The following is a 23,498-nucleotide window of genomic DNA, read 5'->3' as shown; positions in this document are numbered from 1 at the left end:
CGGTATGCAGTTGGATCCCGCAAGCGGGTGGTGTCACGGGGTGCAGGTCTGCCCTTCGCCCAACTTCAATGAACGCCCGGCGGGCGAAGTCTCCCTGTTGGTCATCCACAACATCAGCCTGCCACCGGCGCAGTTCGCCACCGGCAAGGTGCAGGAATTTTTCCAGAATCGTCTGGATGTCACGGAACATCCCTACTTTGCCGGGATCGCCGACCTGCGTGTATCTGCGCATTTTCTGATCGAACGTGACGGCAAGGTCACCCAGTTTGTCTCCTGTCTTGAGCGTGCCTGGCATGCCGGTGTTTCGGTGTTCGAAGGACGCGAAACCTGTAACGATTTTTCACTGGGCATCGAGCTGGAAGGTACCGATGATCTGCCGTTCACCGATGCGCAGTACCAGGCGTTGACCGTGCTGACCCGGCAGATACAGGCGGCGTTCCCGGCGATTACTGTCGAGCGCATCTGCGGGCACAGCGACATCGCCCCCGGACGCAAGACCGACCCCGGACCCGCATTCGACTGGGCACGCTACCGCGCCGCCCTGGCACAAGAGGAAGGACAATGAGTTTTCTGGTGTTACTGCTGGCGGTCTGGATCGAGAAGTTCTCGGCCCTGCGCCAACGGGTTCAACGCGATGGCGGATGGATCCGCGAACTGCACAAGCTTGAAAGCGGCGGGCTGGCCAGACAGCCGTGGCTGGTGCTGACCGTCCTGGTGCTGTTGCCGGTGGCGCTGCTGGGGTTGCTGCTGGTGGTGCTGGACCCGGTGGCCTACGGTCTGCTGGCCTTGCCGGTGCATTTGCTGGTGGTGATTTACAGCCTGGGGCGCGGAGATCTGCTCGGCGAACTGGGGCCGTTTCGCGACGCCTGGCGTCGTGAGGATCTGCAGGCCGCCGCCCATGTGGCCAAGCGTGATCTGAACATCTGCGCCGAAAGCGGCGAACAATTGCTGGAGCAAGTGCAACAGCATCTGTTGTGGCAGGCCTATCAGAGTTTCTTCGCGGTGATTTTCTGGTACTTCCTGCTCGGTCCGGTCGCGGCACTGAGCTATCGCTTGCTGGCGCTGGCGGAAGAAAACGCCCTAAACCCGGCGGTAGCCGAACGGGCCGGGCAACTGCGTCACGCCTTCGACTGGGTGCCGGTGCGCCTGTTGGCGGCGAGTCTTGCTCTGGTCGGCAATTTCGTCGCGGTCAGCCGGGTGATGCTGCACGAATTGCTGAACTGGAACATCAGCGCCGCCCAGCTCATCAACAAGGTCGGGCTGGTTGCCGGGGAAATTCCGCCGGCCGCCGTCGGCCCCGAAGGCATCAACACCCTCGACTGTCTGTGGGAACTGCTGCTGCGGGCCGCGGTGCTGTGGTATGCCTGCTTTGCTCTGTGGACGGTACTCGCGTAAGCCGTTACTGCGACGAGGGGGGGCAATCCCCCTCGTTAACCTTAAGTTACAAAACCTCCCTTCGATTTGAGCTATACAGAGATAGCGCCCGATAGTGGCTATCTGCTGTCGCCCCGCGCCTGCCAATAAAAACAAGAAAAACCAAGGGAGACTTCCAGTGAAGAGCTTGCTCTATCCCGCCGTCTCGCTGATGAACCGCTTGAGCTTCGGCATGAAGTTCAGCCTGATCAGCGTGCTGTTCCTGGTGCCAATGCTGGTGACCAACTTCTATCTGGTGCGCGATTCCTATCGCGAATTCCAGGGCACCCGGGTTGAGCTGCAGAGCCTCGACCTGCTGGGCAGCAGCCTGACGCTGCGTCGGGATCTGGAAACCCTCAACAATCTGGTGCAGATCAACGTCACCCTCGGCCAGTCCGGCAAGGCCGGTAATGTCGAGGCGCAGGTCACCAGTCTTGAGCAAAACGTCCTGGCACGCCTGCAAGGGTTGACGCCCATGACCGAGGATCCGGAGCAGATCAAGTTCTTCGAGACCAAGCGCGATGAAATGATCGCTGCGTTCAAGAACCAGCAAGCGGAAAACTCCCTGCAAAGCAAAAGTGCGCTGATCGGCAAATTGCTGGGCAATGCGCAGATTTTCAGCCAGATCGTGGCCAGTCAGGCCGGTTTGAGCCGTGACAACCAGAGCGACATTCGCCAGCTCAGCGAGCTGGTCACCGCGATCACGCCGGCCGTTACCCAGGCCTTGGGCGAAGGTCGGGCGATGGGCTCATATTCCTTGGGCCAGGGCTTTCTCAACAGCTCGTCGAGCACCCGCTTCGACGAGCTGCTGGTGCAGATCGAAAAACTGCAGGCCGAGTACGGTCTGAAATTGCAGGACGCGCTGGGTTCGAGCAAAGCCGCCCGAGATTCTCTGAGCGCGCCGGCCGATGCCAGCAAGGCGTCGCTGAAACAGGCCGGCACACTGATCGAAGAGCAAGTGGTGATGGCCGAAACGCTCGACGCCCCGTGGCAGGGGTTTTATGACCAGGTCACCGGGCTGATGGACCAGACCTATCAGCTCAACGACGCCACCCTGAAATTCCTCGACACCCAATTGCAGCAGCGCCTGGGGCAAAACCGCACGCACATGGTGCTGCAAGCCGTGGCGTTGTCGGTGGTGTTCGTGCTGATTTTCTATCTCTACGGCGGCTTCTACGCCTCCACCCGCGCCACCCTGAAAAACCTCGGTGCCATGATGGACAAAGTGGCGGCGGGCGACATGACGGTGAATTTCCGCGCCAACAGCCGCGATGAACTCGGCGAGTTGGGCGAGGTGTTCAACGGTACGGTGCGCAAAATCCATGACCTGATCGAACGGGTCGGCCACACCGTTGGCGAGGTCGAGCGACAGGCGGGGCAAGTGGAAAATGTTTCGGCGCAAAGCAATCAGGCGGTCGCCGGGCAACGTACGCAAATCGAGCAAGTGGCTACCGCAATGAACCAGATGTCGGCGACATCGCTGGAGGTGGCACGCAGTGCCGCGGCAGCGGTCAGCAGCGCCCACAGCGTAAACGACGAAACCATCAGTGGTCGCGGCTTGGTGGAGTCGCAGCAAGGCAGCATCGCGGCACTGGCGAGCGAAATCGATCAGTCGGTGCTGGTGATCAACCAGTTGGCCAGCGACAGCCAGTCGATCAGTCGCGTTCTGGAAGTGATCAAGAGCATCGCCGAACAGACCAACCTGCTGGCGCTCAACGCCGCGATCGAGGCTGCGCGGGCCGGTGAGCAGGGGCGCGGTTTTGCCGTGGTCGCTGACGAAGTCCGCACGCTGGCCAAACGCACTCAGCAATCGACCGAAGAAATCGAGCAGATGATCGCCAAACTCCATGGCGGCGTCGGCGCGGCGGTGAAGGCCATGGGCGTCAGCCATCAGATGGCCAACGGCACGGTGGGGCAGTCGGAAAAAGTCCAGCAGGCGCTGGAAAACATCCTCGGCGCTGTCGGCATGATCGTCGACCAGAACCAGCAGATCGCCGCCGCCGTCGAGCAGCAGACCGCCGTGGCCCATGACATTGACCAGAACATCGTCGAGATCAACCGTGCCGGCGAGCGCACCGCAGAAGGCGCGCATCAGACTGAAGATGCCAGCCGTGCGTTGTCGGCGCAGGTGGTCGAGTTGAAGCAATTGATCAGCGCGTTCCGGGTTTGAATCGACCTGCCTCCTCTGAGGCAGGTTTTTTCGGAATGGCTTGTAGTACTTGTTTGCTTACATCGGTAAGACAAATCCTGTTTTCCTCCGGGCGCTGGTTTTTCGTCTTCAATGAACCAAGCTCTGTTCTTTGACCACTTGGAGGAGATGCACATGTCTGTCGCAACCCTGGGCGTCCAGGGCCGCTGCGCCCACTGCCAGACCACGCTGGTGCTCAAACCCTGGCAACTGAATGCCATATCCATCCACGAACCATTCACCTGTGCGCATTGCCAGAAAAACCTGGAGCTGCGCTGCCCGAAGCAGATCAAACGCTTGCGTTCGCTCGATTCACTTGGCCTGCTGCGCGCCAGTGCGCTCGTGACCGTGTGCACCGCGCTGCTGGTGGCCCTGGTGATGGAATGGGTAGGGCTGCTCAGCGTCACCGAGCAGTTGAACGCGTCGCTGATCACGATTTTCGTGTACTTCGCGGTGATTCGTTACGCCCGGCGGCGTCAGCACCTGACCCTGATTCTCGACGCGGCCAAGGCCCACGCCGACTGACTACCAGCCGAACACGTCGCAGCTGTTGGCGGTACTGGCGGCGGCGAGTTGTGGCGCACTGGTGTTCATCAATGCGGCCAGTGAGTCGCAGATTGCCGGCAGGTGCGCCGGCGTATTGCGAATGCCGGGGTACATGGCAGGCGCCATGTCCGGGGAGTCGGTTTCCAGCACCACCGAGTCCAGCGGCAAGTCGGCCAGCACCCGGTGCATGCGCAATGCCTGCGGCCAGGTCGGTGCACCGCCGAGGCCGAGTTTGAAACCGAGCTTGATGTATTCCCGCGCCTCTTCACGACTGCCGGCGAAGGCGTGGATGATCCCGGCGCGCTTGAGCTTGAAGCGCTTGAGCGTGGCAATCACTGCCGCATGGCTGCGCCGTACGTGGATCAATGCCGGCAGTTCGAAATCCGCCGCCAGTTGCAACTGTGCCTCGAACAACGCCTGCTGGCGTTCGCGGTCGAGGGTTTCGATGAAATAATCCAGGCCGATTTCGCCGACTGCGCACAGCTGCCGATGACCTTTTAGCCGAGTCAGCCAGTCGCCCAGTGCCAGCAAATCTTCAGGCCGGTGCTGATCGAGATAGACCGGGTGCAATCCGAACGCCGCGTACAGATCGGCATCGCTTTGCACCAGGTCCCACACCCGCTGCCAATTCCCCTCGTAAACCCCGAGCACCACCATTCGCCGCACCCCGAGGGCGCGGCTTTCGTTCAGCAGCGCCGCGCGGTCGGCGTCGAAGTCGGGGAAGTCCAGATGGGTGTGGCTGTCGATCAGCTCCACGGCTCAGTCCCGGTTAATACGCTGCTTGAAGGTACGGGCGATGGCCTGCACGCCGGGCTGGTAATCCGATTGCTCGACCGCCGCCAGTGCCAGTTCCAGTGCCTTGTCGGCGATCAACTGGTGCTGCTGGGCCATGGCGTTGACCGGCAGCGGCAGGAAGTCCAGCAACTGGGTGTCGCCAAACGTGCCCAGGCGCAGCGGGCGGGATTTGAGCGGGAAGTCGTGCAGCGCGTCGAACACGCCTTGCAGCAGAACGTAGGAGGTGGTCACCAGCGCATCCGGCAAATGCCCGAGGCGTTGCAGGAGTTCTTCCATCAACTGCTTGCCGCACTCGCGGCTGAAAGACTCGGCGTGCTCGACCAGCACTTCGCCCTTGAACCCGGCCAAGGCTTGCTTGAACCCGGCCGCACGTTCCTGGCTGATGCTCAGTTCCGGACGGGCACCCAACAGCACGATCTGTTTCGGCTGCGGGTCGAGCAGGCTTTCGGTCAGGTGCAGGCTGGCTTCGCGGTCATCGCTGACCACCGAGCAGAAGTGTTCGGCATCCATCACCCGGTCAATGGCAATGATCGGCAAACCCTTGGCCTGCAACTGGCGATAACTGTCGTCACCGGCCGGCAGGCAACTGGCGACGATCAACGCATCGCAGCGCCGGGCGCGGAACAGTTGCAGCAGTTGCCGCTCGCTGTCCGGCGCATCGTCGGAGCTGGCGATCAACAATTGATAGCCGCGAGCCCGGGCGCCTTGCTCCAGCAGTTTGGCGATCCGCGCGTAACTGGGGTTTTCCAGATCCGGCAGGATAAAACCCAGGGTCCGGGTGTGCCGACTGCGCAGCCCGGCCGCCTGTGGATTGGGGGTAAAGCCGTGCAGATCGACCACCGCCCGCACGCGCTCGACGGTGGCGTTGCTGATGCGTTGCTGTTCGGCCTTGCCGTTGATGACGTAGCTGGCGGTGGTCACGGACACTCCGGCCAACCGCGCGATATCACTGAGTTTCAACCCGGGATTTCCTTGTTTTTTCGAGCTTGCCGCGACATTTTCGCCAATCCTACCCGATTCAGGCAGGCGACTATTGTCGCAGCGCATCCGACAAGTTGGACTTCAAGGATGGGACATTATCGAGTAACGTGCCGATCAATCTAGATTAAACGTTTCAGCAAGCGTATTTTCTACGTTTTAGACGCCTTTGGCCGGTTCTGCCGTGAAACCGCCAAAACTGCCTCCTGAAAAGGATGGCCTACAGCGCCTAAGCTGCAACCATTCAAAACAATACCTGGCATTGAACAGTGCCAAAAAGGAGATCGCATGCTCGAGCTCACTGTAGAGCAGATATCCATGGGCCAGTCGGCTGTGGATAAACCCGCCGCTTTGCAATTGCTGGCCAGTCATCTGGTCGCCGATGGACTTGTTGCCGACGGATACCTTGCCGGGCTGCAGGCCCGGGAGGCTCAGGGCTCGACCTTCCTCGGCCAAGGCATTGCGATCCCCCACGGCACGCCCGAAACCCGCGATCAGGTGTTCGCCACCGGCGTACGCCTGATGCAGTTTCCCGACGGCGTGGATTGGGGCGACGGCCAGATCGTTTATCTGGCCATCGGCATCGCCGCCAAATCCGACGAACACCTGCGCCTGCTGCAATTGCTGACCCGCGCCCTCGGCGAGACCGATCTTGGTCAGGCCCTGCGTCGTGCGAGTTCGCCGGAAGCACTGCTGAAACTGCTGCAAGGTGCGCCGCAAGAGCTGGCGCTGGATGCGCAGATGATCGGCCTCGGGGTCTCCGCCGACGATTTCGAAGAACTGGTCTGGCGCGGGGCGCGTCTGCTGCGCCAGGCCGATTGCGTGAGCAACGGTTTCGCCGGTGTGTTGCAGCAAGTTGAAGCGCTGCCGCTGGGCGATGGCCTGTGGTGGCTGCACAGCGAGCAGACCGTGAAGCGTCCGGGCCTGGCCTTCGTCACGCCGGACAAACCGATGCGCTACCTCGGCCAGCCCCTCAGCGGGCTGTTCTGTCTGGCCAGCCTGGGTGAAGCGCATCAGGCGTTGCTTGAGCGTTTGTGCGCGTTGCTGATCGAAGGTCGCGGCCATGAACTGGGCCGCGCCACCAGCAGCCGCAAAGTCCTCGAAGTGCTTGGTGGTGAGTTGCCGGCCGACTGGCCGAGCGCGCGAATTGCGCTGGCCAACGCCCATGGCCTGCACGCGCGACCGGCGAAAATCCTCGCGCAACTGGCGAAAAGTTTTGACGGTGAAATCCGTGTGCGCATTGTCGACGGTCGGGACAGCGCCGTGTCGGTGAAGAGCCTGAGCAAACTGCTGAGCCTCGGCGCCCGTCGCGGTCAGGTACTGGAAATCATTGCCGAACCGAGCATCGCTGCCGATGCGCTGCCGGCCTTGCTGAGCGCTATTGAAGAAGGCCTCGGTGAAGAAGTCGAACCGTTGCCTGCAGTCAGTCAACAGCGCGAAGTGATTACGGACATTGCAGAAGTCCTGAGCGCCCCGGCCTCCGGCAGCCTGCTGCAAGCGATCCCCGCTGCCCCCGGCATCGCCATCGGCCCGGCGCACATTCAGGTCCAGCAAACCATCGATTACCCCTTGCGCGGCGAGTCCGCCGCTATCGAACGCGAGCGTCTAAAGCATGCGCTGGTCGACGTGCGCCAGGACATTCAGGGCCTGATCGAACGCAGCAAGGCCAAGGCGATCCGCGAGATTTTCATCACCCACCAGGAAATGCTCGACGACCCGGAACTCACCGACGAAGTCGACACCCGCCTCAAGCAGGGCGAAAGCGCCGAAGCAGCCTGGATGGCTGTGATCGAAGCTGCCGCTAAACAACAGGAAGCGTTGCAGGACGCGTTGCTCGCCGAACGCGCCGCCGACCTGCGCGACATCGGTCGTCGGGTGCTGGCGCAACTGTGTGGCGTGCAGACGCCCGCCGAGCCGGAGCAACCGTACATTCTGGTGATGGATGAGGTCGGCCCGTCCGACGTGGCGCGTCTGGATCCGGCGCGGGTCGCGGGGATTCTCACCGCCCGTGGTGGCGCCACCGCTCACAGCGCCATCGTGGCTCGCGCGCTGGGCATTCCGGCGCTGGTCGGCGCGGGTGCTGCAGTGTTGCTGCTGAAGCCGGGCACGCCGTTGCTGCTCGACGGCCAGCGCGGTCGCCTGCACGTCGATGCGGATGCCGTGACCCTGCAACGCGCCAGCGAAGAACGCGACACCCGCGAACAACGCCTGAAAGCCGCCGCCGAACAACGCCACCAACCGGCGCACACCAGCGACGGTCACGCCGTTGAAGTGTTCGCCAACATCGGCGAAAGCGCCGGTGTGATCAGCGCGGTGGAGCAAGGCGCCGAAGGCATCGGCCTGCTGCGCACCGAGCTGATTTTCATGGCTCATCCACAGGCGCCGGACGAGGCGACTCAGGAAGCCGAATACCGCCGCGTCCTCGATGGCCTTGCCGGTCGGCCGCTGGTGGTGCGCACCCTCGATGTCGGCGGCGACAAACCGCTGCCGTACTGGCCGATCGCCAAGGAAGAAAACCCGTTCCTCGGCGTGCGCGGGATTCGCCTGACCTTGCAGCGTCCGCAGATCATGGAAGCGCAGTTGCGCGCCTTGCTGCGTTCGGCAGACAACCGTCCGTTGCGGATCATGTTCCCGATGGTCGGCAGCGTCGAAGAGTGGCGCCAGGCCCGCGACATGACCGAACGCCTGCGTCTGGAAATTCCGGTTGCCGACCTGCAACTCGGAATCATGATCGAAGTGCCGTCCGCCGCGTTGCTGGCGCCGGTGCTGGCCAAAGAAGTCGACTTCTTCAGCGTCGGCACCAACGACCTGACCCAGTACACGCTGGCAATCGACCGTGGTCATCCGACCCTGTCCGCCCAGGCTGACGGTCTGCATCCGGCGGTACTGCAACTGATCGACATCACCGTGCGCGCGGCCCATGCCCATGGCAAATGGGTCGGTGTGTGCGGCGAGCTGGCGGCGGATCCGCTGGCGGTACCGGTGCTGGTCGGCCTCGGTGTGGATGAACTGAGCGTCTCCGGGCGCAGCATCGCCGAGGTCAAGGCACGCATCCGCGAACTCAGCCTGACCCAGGCACAAACTCTTGCTCAACAAGCCCTGGCCGTGGGCAGCGCCAACGAAGTGCGCGCATTAGTGGAGGCCCTGTAATGGCCAAGATTCTTACCCTGACCCTCAACCCGGCGCTGGACCTCACGGTGCAGTTGCCAAGCCTTGAGGCCGGTCAGGTCAACCGCAGCGACGCGATGCACACCCACGCCGCCGGCAAGGGCGTCAACGTCGCGCAAGTGCTGGCCGACCTCGGTCATCAACTGACGGTCAGCGGCTTTCTCGGCGAGGACAATCTGCAAGCATTCGAAAACCTGTTCGCCAGGCGCGGTTTCACCGATGCGTTTATCCGGGTGCCCGGCGAGACCCGCAGCAACATCAAGGTCGCGGAACAGGACGGCCGCATCACTGACATCAACGGCCCGGGCCCGGTGGTCGGCGTGGTGGCGCAACAGGCATTGCTGGATCGTCTGGTGCAGATCGCGCCGGGGCATGACGCGGTGGTGGTGGCCGGTAGTCTGCCGCGCGGCGTCAGTGCGCAGTGGTTGCGCGAACTGGTGGAGCGCTTGAAGGCGTTGGGCCTGAAAGTCGCCCTGGACACCAGCGGCGAAGCTTTGCGCGAGGCGCTCAAGGCCGGTCCGTGGCTGATCAAACCGAATACCGAAGAGCTGGCCGATGCGCTGGGCTGTGAGGTGGTGTCCCGCGCGTCTCAGGCCGAGGCAGCCAATCGGCTGCATGCTCAGGGTATCGAGCATGTGGTGATTTCCCACGGCGCCGAAGGTGTGAACTGGTTCAGTGTCGGCTCGGCGCTGCATGCGACGCCGCCGAAGGTCAGCGTCGCCAGCACGGTCGGTGCCGGTGATTCGTTGCTGGCGGGCATGCTTCACGGTCTGCTCAGCGCCGACACGCCGGAACAAACCCTGCGCACGGCCACCGCCATTGCGGCGCAGGCGGTGACCCAGATCGGTTTCGGTATTCACGATGCTGCGCAACTGACGCAGCTCGAACAGGGCGTGCGCGTGCGCCCCCTGACAGAACAATAAGAGGGTTTGTCATGAAATTAGCCATTGTCACGGCCTGCCCGAACGGCATGGTCACCAGTGTGCTGTGCGCCCGGTTGCTGGATGCCGCGGCCCAGCGTCAGGGCTGGAGCACCAGCGTCGAAGTGGTGGATGCGGCGCACCCGGAACGTGAGTTGTCGGCGGCCACCATCGAGGCCGCCGAGTGGGTGTTGCTGGTGGCCACCGGACCTGTGGACATGACCCGGTTCATCGGCAAGAAAGTCTTTCGGATCGCGCCGGCGCAAGCCCTGCAGGATGTCGAAGGCGTGCTGCGGCGCGGCGCCGTCGAGGCCGAGGTTTACGTCGCTGCCGAAACGCCGCCCGTGGTTGCCAGCGCCCAAGCGCCGCGCCTGGTCGCTGTCACTGCATGCCCGACCGGCGTCGCCCACACCTTCATGGCCGCCGAAGCCTTGCAGCAAGCCGCCAAGCGTCTGGGCTACGACCTGCAAGTCGAAACCCAGGGCTCGGTCGGCGCGCGAAACCCGCTGAGCGCAGCGGCGATTGCCGAGGCTGACGTGGTGCTGCTGGCGGCGGACATCGAGGTCGCCACCGAGCGTTTCGCCGGCAAGAAAATCTACCGCTGCGGCACCGGGATTGCGTTGAAGCAGTCCGAAGCCACGCTGAAAAAAGCGTTGGCCGAAGGCAAGCAGGAAAGTGCTGCGAGCGACGGCAAAGCGCCGGCCAAACAGGAGAAAAGTGGCGTCTACAAACACCTGCTGACCGGCGTGTCGTTCATGCTGCCGATGGTGGTGGCAGGCGGTCTGATGATCGCTTTGTCGTTCGTGTTCGGCATCACCGCCTTCAAGGAAGAAGGCACGCTGGCGGCGGCGCTGATGCAGATCGGTGGCGAGACCGCGTTCAAATTGATGGTGCCGCTGCTGGCCGGTTACATCGCCTGGTCGATTGCCGACCGTCCCGGACTCGCGCCGGGGATGATCGGCGGTTTGCTGGCGAGCACCCTGGGCGCCGGTTTCATCGGCGGGATCGCTGCCGGGTTTATCGCGGGCTACGCGGCCAAGGCGATCAGTCGCTATGTGGCGTTGCCGCAAAGTCTGGAAGCGCTGAAACCGATTCTGATCATCCCGTTGTTCGCCAGCCTGTTCACCGGGCTGGTGATGATTTACGTGGTCGGCAAACCGGTGGCCGGGATGCTCGCGGCGCTGACGCATTTCCTCGACAGCATGGGCACCACCAACGCGATCCTGCTCGGTGTGTTGCTGGGCGGCATGATGTGCGTCGACCTCGGCGGGCCGATCAACAAGGCTGCTTACGCGTTCTCGGTGGGGCTGCTGGCCTCGCAGAGTTATGCACCGATGGCCGCGACCATGGCCGCCGGCATGGTGCCGCCGATCGGTCTGGGCATCGCCACGTTCATCGCCCGACGCAAGTTCGCCCAGACTGAACGCGAGGCCGGTAAAGCGGCGCTGGTGCTCGGGTTGTGCTTCATTTCCGAAGGGGCGATTCCGTTTGCCGCGAAAGACCCGTTGCGGGTGATTCCGGCAAGCATTGCCGGCGGTGCGCTGACCGGTGCGCTGTCGATGTACTTCGGCTGCAAGCTGATGGCGCCCCACGGTGGACTGTTCGTGCTGGCGATTCCGAATGCGATCAACCATGCGCTGCTGTACCTGCTGGCGATTGTCGCGGGCAGTCTGCTGACGGCGGTGGTGTATGCGCTGGTCAAGCGGCCGGAGGCTGTGGAACTTGCGCTGGAGCCCGCGAAGGCCTGAGGTGTCACACCCCTTTCATCTAGCGGTGCTTAAGTTTTCCTTTTTTCAGGGAGAACACCATGAGCGATTTCAATCCCGGTCGCCGGCGCGTGATGCAAGCCGTCGGCGCCGGACTGCTGATGCCGGGGCTGGCGCCGGCAGTCATCGCGTCGGTCAAGGATCGACCGCAACTCACTGACGGCGTGCAATCCGGCGACTTGCAGGGCGACCGCGCGATGATCTGGAGCCGCGCCGACCGCCCGGCGCAGATGGTGGTGGAGTGGGACACCCGCAGCCAGTTCCGCCACCCGCGCCGTGTCGTCTCGGCGCTGGCCGATGCCCGTAGCGATTTCACCGCCCGCGTCGAACTCTCGGGCTTGCCCGCCGATCAGGCGATTTTCTACCGCGTGTATTTCAAGGATGCCCGCACCGGCGTCACCAGCGAACCGTGGCTCGGCCATTTGCGCAGTGCGCCGACAGCGCGGCGCAATCTCCGTTTCGTCTGGAGCGGTGACACCGTCGGCCAGGGGTTCGGCATCAACCCCGATATTGGCGGCATGCGCATTTATGAAGCGATGCGCCTGCGCCTGCCGGACTTCTTTATCCACAGCGGCGACACCATATACGCCGACGGCCCGGTGCCGGCGCAACTGACCACCGAGGGTGGCCGGATCTGGCGCAACCTCACCACCGAAGCCAAGAGCAAAGTCGCCCAGACCCTCGATGACTATCGCGGCAATTACCGCTACAACCTGATGGATGAAAACGTCCGTCGCTTCAACGCCGAAGTGCCGCAGATCTGGCAGTGGGACGACCATGAAGTGGTCAACAACTGGTCGCCGGGCAAACAACTCGACGAGCGCTATCAGGAAAAGGATATCCACACCCTGGTCGGCCGTGCGCGTCAGGCCTGGCTCGAATATTCGCCGATGCGCCGTCAGGCAGCGGATGGTGGCGGGCGGATTTATCGCAAGTTGAGTTATGGGCCGATGCTCGATGTCTTCGTGCTCGACATGCGCAGCTATCGCGGCGCCAACGATGACAATCTCGGGCCGGAAAAACCGTTCCTCGGGCGCGAGCAACTGAACTGGCTCAAACGCGGATTGAAGGCCTCGAAGGCTCAGTGGAAAGTCATCGCCGCTGACATGCCGATCGGTCTTGGCGTGCCGGATGGCGAGGTCAGCCCCGGTGTTGCGCGCTGGGAAGCGGTGGCCAACGGCGACCCCGGTCCGGCGCAGGGGCGTGAGCTGGAAATCGCCGAGCTGCTGGGCTTTTTGCGCGCGCAACAAGTACGCAATTTCGTGTTCCTGACAGCGGACGTGCATTACTGCGCGGCCCATCACTACCATCCGGATCGCGCGGCGTTCCAGGATTTTGAACCGTTCTGGGAGTTTGTCGCGGGGCCCTTGAACGCCGGCAGTTTCGGGCCCAATCCGCTGGACAAGACCTTTGGCCCGCAAGTGGTGTTCGAGAAGGCGCCGGCGGTACAGAACGCCTCGCCGTTTGCCGGGTTTCAGTTTTTCGGTGAGGTGAACATCGAGGGGCAGAGCGGGGAGATGAGCGTGGTGTTGCGGGATCTGGAGGGGGTTGCGGTGTTTGAGCAAAAACTGCAACCGACTTGAGTTCACCGCAAACAATTTGTGGGAGCGAGCAAGCTCGCTCCCACAGTTACTGTGTGTGGTCAGTAAACGTCGCGGCGATAGCGACCCTGTTCGATCAGGTGTTCGACCTCTTCGGCGCCCAGCACTTCATTGAGCACCTGATCCACGCCTGACGCCATGCCTTGCAGGCTGCCGCAGATGTAGATCACTGCACCGTCCGCCAGCCATTTCTTCAACTCGCCGGCCGATTCGCGCAGGCGATCCTGCACGTAAATCTTCTCGGCCTGATCCCGCGAGAACGCCAGATCGAGGCGTTCCAGATCGCCGTTGATCAACCACTCTTCCAGCTCCGCACGGCAGAGGAAATCGTGCTCGCGATTGCGCTCGCCAAACAGCAGCCAGTGGCGCTGCTGGCCGTCGGCAATCCGCGCCTTGAGCAGGCTGCGCAAACCGGCGAGGCCGGTGCCGTTGCCCAGCAGAATCATCGGCACCGCAGCGTTCGGCAGATGGAAACCGCTGTTGCGGCGCACGCGCAGACTGATGCTGCCGCCGACCGGAGCATGCTCGGTCAGCCAGCCGGAACCGATGCCGAGACGACCGTCGGCATGCTGTTCCTGACGCACGATCAGCTCCAGCACGCCGTCGGCGGCAATCGAGGCGATCGAGTATTCGCGCATGGCCAGCGGCACCATTGCATCGACCAGTGCCTGAGCATGCAGGCCCACCAGATGGGCGCGGTGCTCGGGCAGTTGGCGGGTGGCGAGGGCGACCTCCAGCGACTCTTCCAGGCCGTTGACTTTGACGCTGGTTTCACCACGGATGCCGAGACCGTCGAGAAAGTGCTCGATGGCCCACGGGCAGTTGCGCGGCAGCACTTCCACCAGATCGCCGGCCAGCCAGCTGCGGGAGGTCGGTGCGGTCAAGCCGAGCAGGAAGACGGGGGCGCCGCTGCTGTCCGGGTTCATCAGTTCTCGACGTACCAGCGTCCAGTTTTCGTAGCTAGGCGCCTGCCAGGTGTCGACCGGCGCTTGTCCGGTGATTTGGCCCAGCTGTGTCTGCCAGTGACGCAGCGCGTAAGGATCACCGCTGTCGACTTCCACCGGGGCGAACAAGGTCTTGCCGCCGTGCTCGCCCAGCCATTGATGCAGGCGCCGGGCGAAACCGCAGAAGTGCTGATACTGACGGTCGCCGAGGCCGAGTACGGCGTAGTTGAGGCTGTCGAGGGTCGAGGCGTTTTTCAATACCTTGCGCTCGAAACCGCGAGCGCTGTCCGGCGCTTCGCCATCGCCGAAGGTGCTGACCACAAACAGCGCGTTGTTCGATTCGCGCAAATCCTGCTCGCTGACATTGGCCAGCGGCTGCACCTTCACCGGCAATCCGGCCGCCTGCAACTGGCCGGCGGTCTGCCAGGCGAGTTGCTCGGCAAAACCGCTCTGGCTGGCAAAGCCGATCAGCCACGCCGGTGTATCGCCGGCCGGTTGGTCGAGGCCTTTGCGGGCATCCTTGATCTGCTTTTTCTTGCGCCTACGATCGAGGTACAACAACCATCCGGTGATGAAGAACAGCGGCATCAATACCGCCGCGACGGTCACGATGATCCGCCCGACCAGGCCGAAATAGCTGCCGACATGCAGCGCGTAAATGCTGGTCAGCAATTGCGCCTTGAAACTCTTGTCGGCGTAGCGATCCACACGTTTGACGACGCCGGTGGCCGGGTCGAGGGTGATCTGGTTCAGCGCGCGGTCATGGGGCGAGCTGTCGAGCAGATAGAACACGGTCGCCGGTTGGCCGGCCACGGGCGGCATACGGATGTTGTAGGAGGCGAGGCCTGGACCTGCGGCGCTGTAGATGCTGATCCACATGGCGGCGTAATCGGCAGTCGGCGCCGGCCCTTCGGGGGCCGGGCCGCGACCGCCGCGCACGCGCTCGTTTTGCGGCGCGTCGGAAAGCAACCTGGTCAGGCCTTTGTTGTACCACTCGTAGGACCAGGACAGTCCGGTCAGTGCCAGCAGCAGGTAAACCAGCATGCACCAGGTGCCGAACACCGAATGCAGATCCCAATTGAAGCTGCGGCCCTTTTTCTTCCAGTCGAGGGTCAGCCAGACGCGCCAGCTGTTCCACTGGCGCGGCCAGCGCAGGTACAGGCCGGACAGGCAGAAAAACAGCAGCAGCAGGGTGCAGGCGCCGGTGATGTTGCGGCCCGTATCGCCCATGGCGAGGAACCGGTGCAGTTGCAGCATCAGACCGAAGAAATCCTGACCCGTGACGTTGCCCTTGAACTCGGCGGTGTAGGGATCGAAGTAGCGCATCTCGCCACGGCGCTCACCTTTGGGCGGGGTGAACCAGACGCGGCCGGCGCTGCCGCTTTCGGTCTCGACGGAGAGCATCGAGACTTTCTTGCCCGAGGCCGCTTCGATCCGCGCCACCAGATCGGCGGGCGGCAGGACGCCGGCGACCTGTTTCTCCACCTGCAACACGGAGGGGTTGAGGGCTTTGAGTATTTCGTCCTGAAACGAATAGGCAGCGCCGGTGATGCCCATCAGGGCCAGCACCAGCCCGGCAGTGATGCCAAAAAACCAGTGCAACTGGAACAGGGTTTTCTTCAACACGTCGCTTGCCTTGTCCGTTCGGAAATGGTGTTCACGGCGCGCATTATGCCGTGGCTTATCGAGAAACGTTCTTTATTACGCACAAAAGCCCCGCTCAAATGAATGAACGGGGCTCGATACTTCCCACTTCGATCAGAAGTGGAAGTTGGTACTCAGCAATGCCGTACGGCCCGCCGCCTGGTTGGCGAAGTGAGTCGAGAAGGCCTTGTCGTAGTAGGTCTCGTTGGTCAAGTTCTGCACGTTCAGTTGCAGGTCGACATTCTTGCTCAGCTTGTACGCAGCCATCGCGTCGTAGCGAACGTAGGAGTCGACCATGGTGGTGTTGGCCACGTTGCCGAACACATCATCCACATAAAACGCACCGCCACCGATGGTCAGCTTCGGCGTGACCTGGTAAGTGGTCCACAGGCTGGCGCTGTTTTTCGGCGTGTTAGGCAGCTCGTTACCGTTGTTGGCCTTGTTGGCCGGCAGGTCACCACCGTCAACCTGTTCGCTGTCCATGTAGGCGTAACCGGCGAACACTTGCCACTTGTCGGTGATCTTGCCGCTGGCGGACAACTCGATACCTTGTACACGCGTCTTGCCGGCGTTTTCGTACGAGGTGGTATCCACCTGGACACGCGCGTTTTCTTTCTCGGTGCGGAAGATGTCGGCGGTCAGCGACAGGCGATCGTTCAGCAAATCCCACTTGGTACCGATTTCGTAGTTCTTGGTGGTTTCCGGCTCCATGTCGCTCTTGAGCAGGTTGCCGTTACGATCCGGCGTGCCGCCCAGCGGGTTGCCTTCCTGACCTTCACCCAGGGTGTTGCCCGGCGGTGTGGCGGAGGTGGCGTAGGACGCATAGATGCTGCCGTTCTCGGCCGGTTTGTAGACGATGCCGAACTGACCGGTGACGAACTCGCTGGTGTCCGAACCCTTGGAGGTGGTGCGGCCAGCGTTGTTGTAGGTGTTGTAGCCCGTTTCGAAGTGGTCGTAACGCAGGCCCATGTTCACCAGCCATTGCCGGGACAGTTCCAGAGTGTCGAATACGTACAGCGCGTAGGTATCGGACTGGGTGTCGGTGCCGGCGTAGTTGCGCGAGATCGCGCCGTTCCACGGATCGTTCGGGTTCGGGTTCGACAGCGAGGTGCAGTTGTAGCCGCTGGCAGCGCCGATCAGGCCCGGATTGCAGTTGGTGGTCACGGCCGAAGTGCGCGGCGTGGTGTCGGTGTTGACGTTGTACGAGGATTTGCTGCTTTCCTCACGGGTGTATTCGACACCGGTGGAGAAGCTGTTCTTGAAGCCGGCGAGGTAGAAGTCGCCGAACAGATCGGTCTGGTTGGTGGTGGTCTCGGTGTTGCTCACGCGAGTGTTCGCACGACGCCAGACGCTGCCGTTGTTGACGTTGCCCTTGCTGTCGTCCGGCTGGGTCAGGATGTAATCCTGCATGCTGGTGCCGTGACGCAGGGTGTTCTTGATCGTCAGCGAGTCGCTCAGGTCATGCTCGATGGCGAAGGTCGCGGTATCGGTGCGGCCTTTGCGGAAGTCGCGGTCCAGACCGTAGAAGTTGCTGTGATCGCCACCGGCGTACGGCTTGTCCGGATTGGACTTGGTACGCGCCGCCGAGCCGCCGGCAGGAATCGTGTAAGGGATGCCCGAGTCCGGCGTGTCATTGCTTTCGAGATGGTAGTAGTCGAGGTTGACGCGGGTGTCGGTGCCCAGGCCGAAGGCCAGGGACGGCGCGATGCCCCAGCGGTCGTAGTCGACCTTGTCGCGACCGGCGACGTTGCTCTCGTGGCTCATCAGGTTCAGACGGCCGGCAGCGGTGTCGCTGAACTGGTAGTTGCCATCCAGGGTGTAACGCTGGGTCTGGTCGGAGCCCCAGGTGAAACCACCGTCGAACGAGTTGCCCAGGTGCGCTTTCTTGCTCACCAGGTTGATGCTGCCGCCGGCTGCGCCACGACCGCCGATGGCAGAGTTCGGGCCCTTGCTGACCTCGATGTTTTCCACGGCGAAGATCTCGCGGCTCTGGGAACCGGTGTCGCGCACGCCGTCGAGGTAGGTGTCGCCCTGGGCGTCGAAACCACGGATGAACGGACGGTCGCCCTGCGGGTTGCCACCTTCACCGGCACCGAAGGTAATGCCCGGTACGGTGCGCAGCGCATCCTGCATGTTCAGGGCGCCGGTGTCTTTGAGGACTTGTTGCGGGATAACGGTGACCGAGCGCGGTGTATCAACCAGCGGCGCGGTGTACTTGGGCGAGGAGGCTTTCTCGACCTGGTAGGAAGTCGAGTCCTGGGCTTCGCCGGTGATGGCGGTGGCGTCCAGGGCGATGGCATTGCCGGTGGCTTTGCTGTCGGTTTTTTCGGCGGCAAACACCATGTGGCCTGCGGAGCCGGCGGTGATGGCCACGCCGATGGCGGAAGCGAGCAGACGTGGTGAACCGACCGGTAATTGTGCTTGTTGACGTGCCATTTTTATTCCCCTCCCCAAGGATTTGAGGCGGCGGAATATAGGGTAAACAGGTATTCGTATCAATTGCGAAACATTGTTATTCGCACTGAATTTACATTCTTTACAATTTAACCTTACGGTTTTTGCCAGTTCATTCGTCTAGCGGGTTTTACACAGCCAATAAGAATCAATACCATTGCCGCCTCTTTGCCATCAGGTGACATTGCCATGCTGCTGCACATCCCCGCTCTGTTCGAAAAAGACGAAGTGCGGCGCATCCGCGAGGCTCTGGAACAGGCCGACTGGGCCGATGGCAAGATCACCGCCGGCTATCAATCGGCCAAGGCCAAGCACAATCTGCAACTGCCGGAAGGCCATCCACTGGCCAAGGAAATCGGCGCCGCAATGCTTGAACGCCTGTGGAAAAATCCGCTGTTCATGTCCGCCGCGCTGCCGCACAAAGTGTTCCCGCCGTTACTCAACTGCTACACGGCGGGCGGCAGCTTCGATTTCCACATCGACAACGCAGTGCGCCAGCCCAAGGGCAGCATTGAGCGGGTGCGCACTGATCTGTCCGCCACGCTGTTCTTCAGCGAACCCGAGGACTACGACGGCGGCGAGCTGGAAATCCAGGACACCTTCGGCACCCAACGGGTGAAACTGCCCGCCGGCGATATGGTGCTGTACCCCGGCACCAGTCTGCACAAGGTCAATGCGGTCACTCGCGGCGCGCGTTATGCCTCGTTCTTCTGGACCCAAAGCCTGGTGCGCGAAGACAGCCAGCGCGCGTTGCTGTTCGAGATGGACGGTGCGATCCAGCAACTCACCCAGGACATGCCCGATCATCCTTCGTTGATCCGCCTCACTGGCACCTATCACAATCTGCTGCGTCGCTGGGTCGAGGTGTAAGTGGCGGACTTTCGGTTACGTCGCGAAGAAGTCCTCGACGGCGAACGCCTCACGGCCATGCTCGAAGAAAGCCCGGCCCGTGCGGCTCAGGCGATTCTGATCGCAGCGGGTGAGGGCGTGCTCGAAGCGCAGGCGCTGCTTGGGCAGATTTTGCTCGATGGCCACGGGATTGCGCAGGATCAGCCGCTGGCAGTGCGCTGGTTTGAAATCGCCGCAGGGCAAGGTCATCTGATGGCGCGCAACATGCTCGGCCGCTGTCATGAACACGGATGGGGTTGTGTGGCCAGCGCCGAACTCGCCGCGCGCCATTACCAGGCGGCCGCCGACGCGGGGCTGGATTGGGCGATGTACAACCTGGCAAATCTGCACGCCACCGGACGTGGAATACCCGAAGACCAGGCGCAGGCCCTCGCCCTGTACCGCAGCGCTGCCGAGTCGGGACATGCCAAGTCGATGAACCTGTTGGGTCGGTATCTGGAAGAAGGACGTCACTGTCCGCAAGATCTGCCAACGGCGCGTGACTGGTATCGTCGAGCGGCTGAGGGCGGCGATTTTCGAGGACAGTTCAGTTACGCCGCGATACTTGCCGATGAGGGACGCATTGATGACGCTCTTGGCTGGCTGCGCAAGGCGCTGGACGCGGGCAATGTGAATTTCCTGCGAGTCGCCAGCGTGTCTTTGTTGAATGCACAACATCCTCGAATCCGTGCAATGGCAGACGCTTATAAGTTGCGGCTGGCAGAGTTAGTTGCTTTGTAAGCATTTACTTCGCGGTTATTTGTTTTCATCAAGTTGATGTGGCTGTTCTCGGGTAAGTATTCGGGTGAATGGCTTGTTTGTCGTGATTGCTAATATTTGAATGCTTGTTGATTGGTGTTTTGCTGTCCTAAGGTTGTTTTGCGATGTCGGCGCTAAAGTTGAAGTGAGTTGAGTGGCGATGTCGTTTCTAAAATAACTTTTATTAAATATCCGAAGAAGACAAGGAGTCTCTTATGGAATTCAAGATGGACAGCAAAATTGTCGAGATCGCCGCAAAAGCGCCTCTGATGTTTGTAAATGCTTCGCTTGGTGAAGATGAAGAATACAATCGGGACCCCGGTATTCAATTAACCAAGGAACAAATTATCGGCCTGCGTAAGTATGAAGTTTTGGGGCTGTCACTTCCTGTTCGGCTGGAAGATATCGTTGCCTATCTGAACTATGGTGCCGGGGATGCGGGGGGCGTTGGTCTCAAGGCAGCAGACTTTCAGAGGACCTTCGTCTGCACCTACGACCATGCGAAACGCTGGTCGCCGTTGCGTGAAAAAATCATGCTTACCGGGACTGACCTGAAGGTATTTGCCGGTAGCATTCTTGGCGCAGGTGCAGCAATTCAAGAGATCTACAATGACCAGCCTTCATCCTCTTACCTGGAAAACTACGATATCTACACGCCGGAGGAGTATCAGGAACTGGAGCGCAGGTTCCCGAACCTTCCAAGCCTGAACTTCCCTGCCGATGACGCCCTTGAGGTCAAGTCTCACCTCAAAACCATTCTGGACAAGGTGACAGCGGCCCACAGTAAGGCCGAACGAGTCCGAGAGGAGCTCGACAGTTTCGGCACCGATATGCGCGAGACGGTCTTGCCGGCGATCAGGTTGCGACTGGAGTTTGTGTCCCGTAATACCTACCAGGCCGACATCCAGATTCTGCAAGGCGAAATTGACCAGCGCTCCAAAGCTATTGATGAACTCAACAAGCAATATGATCAGCTGGTTCAGGAAGCAATCAGATCTGCGGCGACGTTTAACATTGGTGGTTTGATACTCGGTATCTACCAGGGCGTCAAAGCCGAAAAGATCCGCAAGGAGCGAAACCAGCTAAAAACAGAACAACAGTCTGCCAATCAGAAGATGGCCAGCAAGAGTCAGACACTAAGTTCCTTGAACAAGGTGCGTGATGACCTGCAGAACCTCAGCTACGTTGCGATTGAAGCAGAAGTTGCAACTCAAAATCTGATGCTGGTCTGGAACGCTCTGAGTACTTACCTCAAAGGTTCTTTTGAAGATATTGATGGTATTGTGACAGCAACTAATTTCAGGATGTTCAAAAATCAGATTTTCTCCATCATTGATCCGTGGCGAAAAATAAGAACAGCTTCTGATCAACTGCTGGGTGTGTTCGCAGCGGCAGAAAAAGAGTATGGAAACGGCTTTGCAGTATTCAGGAGCAACACAATGATGTTATCGCTACAGGATGATTTGACTTCTTCTGATTTTGACGTCGCGGCACTGCGTGTACACAGTGCTTCGGTTCAGGCAAGTAATGTCACTGCGCAAATGCTGGGTGAGCAATTCAATTATTTGCCAGGTACCGTCCGCACCATGAATGGGCTGACGGTGGCTATCCAGAAGGCCACATTCGAACTTCGTAATCAGGCCCAGACGACAGGGATCAATCTGGAGCGTGCGCAGAACAGGCTGAAAATGTCTCAGAGCGATCTCCTCAAATATCCTGAAGAAGGGGATGAAATCCGCGAAGAAATGGAAACCGAGCTCAAGAATGTATCGATGAAAGTCTCCGAGCACGCGAACGATTTGAAGATGACGCACAACGGCTTGAGTACGGCTTATGACCGATCGGCTTCGGCGCAATGGATTGTGACGCTGCAGCAGGACCGGGCGTTCACGGAGGCATTGAAGGTCAAGTCGGAAGAAAAAATCGCCGATTTCGAAAAGCAGATGGAATCGGTGTCTGAAGCGCTCGAACTGATCGCGAAAGCCGGGGTGGAGAAAATCGGTCAGGAAGCCCGATTGACGCTGGATAACCTGAAAGCACTGGGGCTGGCGCCACCGCAGGTTCAGATTGCACTGTTTGCCATTGATACCTTGAAAAAAATGATCGCGGGTATCGGCGAGGCTATTTCCTATCTGAACATGCTGGCGGGTTACAACCAGCTCAAGGATAAGGCAGCTGATCTGAGGGCGCAGTTGAAGAAGCACGTCAACGATATCTACCAGATCGATGGAAAGATTCAGCTGGTGCAAGTGCTCGACCAGTTGGACGAAGAGCGCTGGAGTTACGTGAATGAGTATTCGAATCTGGTGGCTGTATTCGAGTCCTTCGCCCGAGACTTCCAACAGGACAAATCGCAGCCTGCCGAGCAGCGGACGGCTGCCGCACTCACCCGGATTGCCGATGTCAGGCAGTACCTGAAAACTGTTCAGCAGTAAGGAGTCGAGGCGGTGGGCGACATGCTCACCGCTTCCCTGTCACTCATGAAAACACTTGCCTATGAATTCTCCACAACGCAACGACGCGTGCTGGATCGATACACAATTTTTCTCGGTTCTCTTCACCCAACCTTCAACAACATTCCTTTGGTGTTTGAGCGCCGCAGAGCCAGCGGTCATCAACTGGCAGTACGGGCCAGCGATTCGCGTTTGAACAACGCCAGCTTCAATGCACGCTACTTGCAGGAGTTCTGGCAGCGCACCGAAGAGGTTCGGCGCCTGTGCAGTACTTACGTCGCGGATCTGGCTGCGTTCACTGCCGAATCGCTGGAAATTAGCCGCAATACTTCAAGGAACGAGCCCCTCAGTCAGGTGGATTTCAAGTTGTACAGCTTATCCAGGTCGCCGACCTGGAGGTTGTTTCCCCCTACGAATGTCCCGGAGCTCGTTCACGAACTCGCGCTTCGTTTTTACTCGTTGAGGGCAGCGATAGGCCAACTGAAATACACAATCGTCGAGGTGCATGACGAGTCGTTCGGGCTCAAGTCGGTGTTTGGCAGGGCGATGGATCATCGCTCGTGCCAGTGCCATAACCAACCCGCAGTGGTTGAGGAGTTGTTTCGTGAAGCGCGCACGTCGCCGGTTTGGGACGTAGCTTATTCGTCAGCGGATCCGGTAGTCAGGGCCGCTGAATACAAAGCTGATGTAGCGGTGTTGTTTAACGGATTGGCTTCCGTGAGTTCGCACATCAGCGTGTTTCTCGAAGAAACCGGCTTGCGCATCGAAATGTTGTACTACGACTTGTTGAGGGCAGAGCGCGCATCGAAACTCGGCGAGTTGAATTTCCAGCTGGCCGCCATGCAAGAGGGCGCCGATGAGTTCATGACCATGCTCAATCATCTTGAGAGCTGGCTGCGCAAATAAAAAAGGTTCTTCACGGATTACCGGGAAAGACGCTCTTGATCTTCATGAAAAAGAATTCGCTATCCCGGTAACCGT

General features: G+C 60.7%; 16 protein-coding genes. 12 read left to right on the top strand and 4 right to left on the bottom strand.

Annotated features, from left to right (window positions below; genetic code table 11):
* Positions 1 to 4: 4 nt before the first annotated feature.
* The 4 genes from ampD to MKZ87_RS26280 all read left to right on the top strand — a co-directional run bounded on the left by ampD (position 5) and on the right by MKZ87_RS26280 (position 4,126).
* Positions 5 to 565 (top strand): 1,6-anhydro-N-acetylmuramyl-L-alanine amidase AmpD, encoded by a 561-nt coding sequence (gene ampD / locus MKZ87_RS26295; protein WP_085698399.1) that lies wholly within the window; start codon positions 5 to 7, stop codon positions 563 to 565.
* On the top strand, positions 562 to 1,395 hold the full coding sequence (gene ampE, locus MKZ87_RS26290; protein ID WP_085698400.1) for a regulatory signaling modulator protein AmpE: 834 nt from the start codon (positions 562 to 564) through the stop codon (positions 1,393 to 1,395). Before ampD ends, ampE begins: the two co-directional genes overlap by 4 nt.
* A 157-nt stretch (positions 1,396 to 1,552) precedes the next feature.
* Positions 1,553 to 3,583, top strand: a complete 2,031-nt coding sequence (locus MKZ87_RS26285; RefSeq protein WP_085702440.1) for a methyl-accepting chemotaxis protein — start codon at positions 1,553 to 1,555, stop codon at positions 3,581 to 3,583.
* A gap of 153 nt (positions 3,584 to 3,736) precedes the next feature.
* The gene (locus MKZ87_RS26280) at positions 3,737 to 4,126 is read left to right on the top strand and encodes a hypothetical protein (protein ID WP_085698402.1); all 390 of its coding nucleotides are present in this window, start codon (positions 3,737 to 3,739) and stop codon (positions 4,124 to 4,126) included.
* Here the strand turns inward: MKZ87_RS26280 and MKZ87_RS26275 are convergent, their stop codons facing one another.
* Together MKZ87_RS26275 and cra are read right to left on the bottom strand one after the other, a co-directional pair.
* Positions 4,127 to 4,903, bottom strand: coding sequence for a TatD family hydrolase (locus MKZ87_RS26275; protein WP_085702441.1), 777 nt, complete (start codon positions 4,901 to 4,903; stop codon positions 4,127 to 4,129).
* Between the two features lie 3 nt (positions 4,904 to 4,906).
* Complete coding sequence (gene cra, locus MKZ87_RS26270) at positions 4,907 to 5,902, bottom strand: catabolite repressor/activator (protein WP_085702442.1); 996 nt, start codon at positions 5,900 to 5,902, stop codon at positions 4,907 to 4,909.
* A gap of 306 nt (positions 5,903 to 6,208) precedes the next feature.
* On the opposite strand from cra, the gene ptsP reads away from it, so the two are divergent.
* Genes ptsP through MKZ87_RS26250 form a run of 4 tightly spaced genes read left to right on the top strand, consistent with a single transcriptional unit; the run spans position 6,209 to position 13,357 of the window.
* On the top strand, positions 6,209 to 9,070 hold the full coding sequence (gene ptsP, locus MKZ87_RS26265) for a phosphoenolpyruvate--protein phosphotransferase (RefSeq protein ID WP_227234434.1): 2,862 nt from the start codon (positions 6,209 to 6,211) through the stop codon (positions 9,068 to 9,070).
* Entirely contained in the window at positions 9,070 to 10,011 is a 942-nt protein-coding gene (pfkB, locus tag MKZ87_RS26260; RefSeq protein WP_085702444.1) for a 1-phosphofructokinase, read from the top strand. Before ptsP ends, pfkB begins: the two co-directional genes overlap by 1 nt.
* A gap of 11 nt (positions 10,012 to 10,022) precedes the next feature.
* A complete protein-coding gene (locus tag MKZ87_RS26255) occupies positions 10,023 to 11,756 on the top strand; it encodes a PTS fructose-like transporter subunit IIB (protein ID WP_085698407.1) in 1,734 nt (577 codons plus the stop codon).
* A 59-nt stretch (positions 11,757 to 11,815) separates the two neighbouring features.
* Entirely contained in the window at positions 11,816 to 13,357 is a 1,542-nt protein-coding gene (locus MKZ87_RS26250) for an alkaline phosphatase D family protein (RefSeq protein WP_085702445.1), read from the top strand.
* Positions 13,358 to 13,416: 59 nt separating this feature from the next.
* On the opposite strand, the gene MKZ87_RS26245 is transcribed toward MKZ87_RS26250, so the two are convergent.
* Together MKZ87_RS26245 and MKZ87_RS26240 are read right to left on the bottom strand one after the other, a co-directional pair.
* On the bottom strand, positions 13,417 to 15,945 hold the full coding sequence (locus MKZ87_RS26245; RefSeq protein WP_085702446.1) for a PepSY domain-containing protein: 2,529 nt from the start codon (positions 15,943 to 15,945) through the stop codon (positions 13,417 to 13,419).
* A 132-nt stretch (positions 15,946 to 16,077) separates the two neighbouring features.
* On the bottom strand, positions 16,078 to 18,399 hold the full coding sequence (locus tag MKZ87_RS26240) for a TonB-dependent receptor (protein WP_085702447.1): 2,322 nt from the start codon (positions 18,397 to 18,399) through the stop codon (positions 16,078 to 16,080).
* Between the two features lie 207 nt (positions 18,400 to 18,606).
* Here MKZ87_RS26240 and MKZ87_RS26235 point away from each other — a divergent pair, with 207 nt between their 5' ends.
* The 4 genes from MKZ87_RS26235 to MKZ87_RS26220 all read left to right on the top strand — a co-directional run bounded on the left by MKZ87_RS26235 (position 18,607) and on the right by MKZ87_RS26220 (position 23,423).
* Entirely contained in the window at positions 18,607 to 19,287 is a 681-nt protein-coding gene (locus MKZ87_RS26235) for a Fe2+-dependent dioxygenase (RefSeq protein WP_085698411.1), read from the top strand.
* Between the two features lie 57 nt (positions 19,288 to 19,344).
* Entirely contained in the window at positions 19,345 to 20,046 is a 702-nt protein-coding gene (locus MKZ87_RS26230; RefSeq protein WP_085702531.1) for a tetratricopeptide repeat protein, read from the top strand.
* A gap of 233 nt (positions 20,047 to 20,279) precedes the next feature.
* The gene (locus MKZ87_RS26225; protein WP_085702448.1) at positions 20,280 to 22,499 is read left to right on the top strand and encodes an alpha-xenorhabdolysin family binary toxin subunit A; all 2,220 of its coding nucleotides are present in this window, start codon (positions 20,280 to 20,282) and stop codon (positions 22,497 to 22,499) included.
* A gap of 21 nt (positions 22,500 to 22,520) precedes the next feature.
* Positions 22,521 to 23,423, top strand: coding sequence for a hypothetical protein (locus MKZ87_RS26220; protein WP_256574656.1), 903 nt, complete (start codon positions 22,521 to 22,523; stop codon positions 23,421 to 23,423).
* Positions 23,424 to 23,498 lie beyond the last annotated feature (75 nt).

Origin of the sequence: Pseudomonas sp. MCal1, assembly GCF_026341415.1 — a bacterium.
GTDB lineage: Bacteria > Pseudomonadota > Gammaproteobacteria > Pseudomonadales > Pseudomonadaceae > Aquipseudomonas.
This window is presented reverse-complemented; position numbering and strand designations above follow the sequence as displayed.

Coding starts and splice junctions, on each gene's coding strand:
- ampD (WP_085698399.1), top strand. CDS start 5: ATGCAGTTGGATCCCGCAAGCGGGTGGTGTCACGGGGTGCAGGTCTGC.
- ampE (WP_085698400.1), top strand. CDS start 562: ATGAGTTTTCTGGTGTTACTGCTGGCGGTCTGGATCGAGAAGTTCTCG.
- MKZ87_RS26280 (WP_085698402.1), top strand. CDS start 3,737: ATGTCTGTCGCAACCCTGGGCGTCCAGGGCCGCTGCGCCCACTGCCAG.
- ptsP (WP_227234434.1), top strand. CDS start 6,209: ATGCTCGAGCTCACTGTAGAGCAGATATCCATGGGCCAGTCGGCTGTG.
- pfkB (WP_085702444.1), top strand. CDS start 9,070: ATGGCCAAGATTCTTACCCTGACCCTCAACCCGGCGCTGGACCTCACG.
- MKZ87_RS26255 (WP_085698407.1), top strand. CDS start 10,023: ATGAAATTAGCCATTGTCACGGCCTGCCCGAACGGCATGGTCACCAGT.
- MKZ87_RS26250 (WP_085702445.1), top strand. CDS start 11,816: ATGAGCGATTTCAATCCCGGTCGCCGGCGCGTGATGCAAGCCGTCGGC.
- MKZ87_RS26240 (WP_085702447.1), bottom strand. CDS start 18,399: ATGGCACGTCAACAAGCACAATTACCGGTCGGTTCACCACGTCTGCTC.
- MKZ87_RS26235 (WP_085698411.1), top strand. CDS start 18,607: ATGCTGCTGCACATCCCCGCTCTGTTCGAAAAAGACGAAGTGCGGCGC.
- MKZ87_RS26230 (WP_085702531.1), top strand. CDS start 19,345: ATGCTCGAAGAAAGCCCGGCCCGTGCGGCTCAGGCGATTCTGATCGCA.
- MKZ87_RS26225 (WP_085702448.1), top strand. CDS start 20,280: ATGGAATTCAAGATGGACAGCAAAATTGTCGAGATCGCCGCAAAAGCG.
- MKZ87_RS26220 (WP_256574656.1), top strand. CDS start 22,521: ATGCTCACCGCTTCCCTGTCACTCATGAAAACACTTGCCTATGAATTC.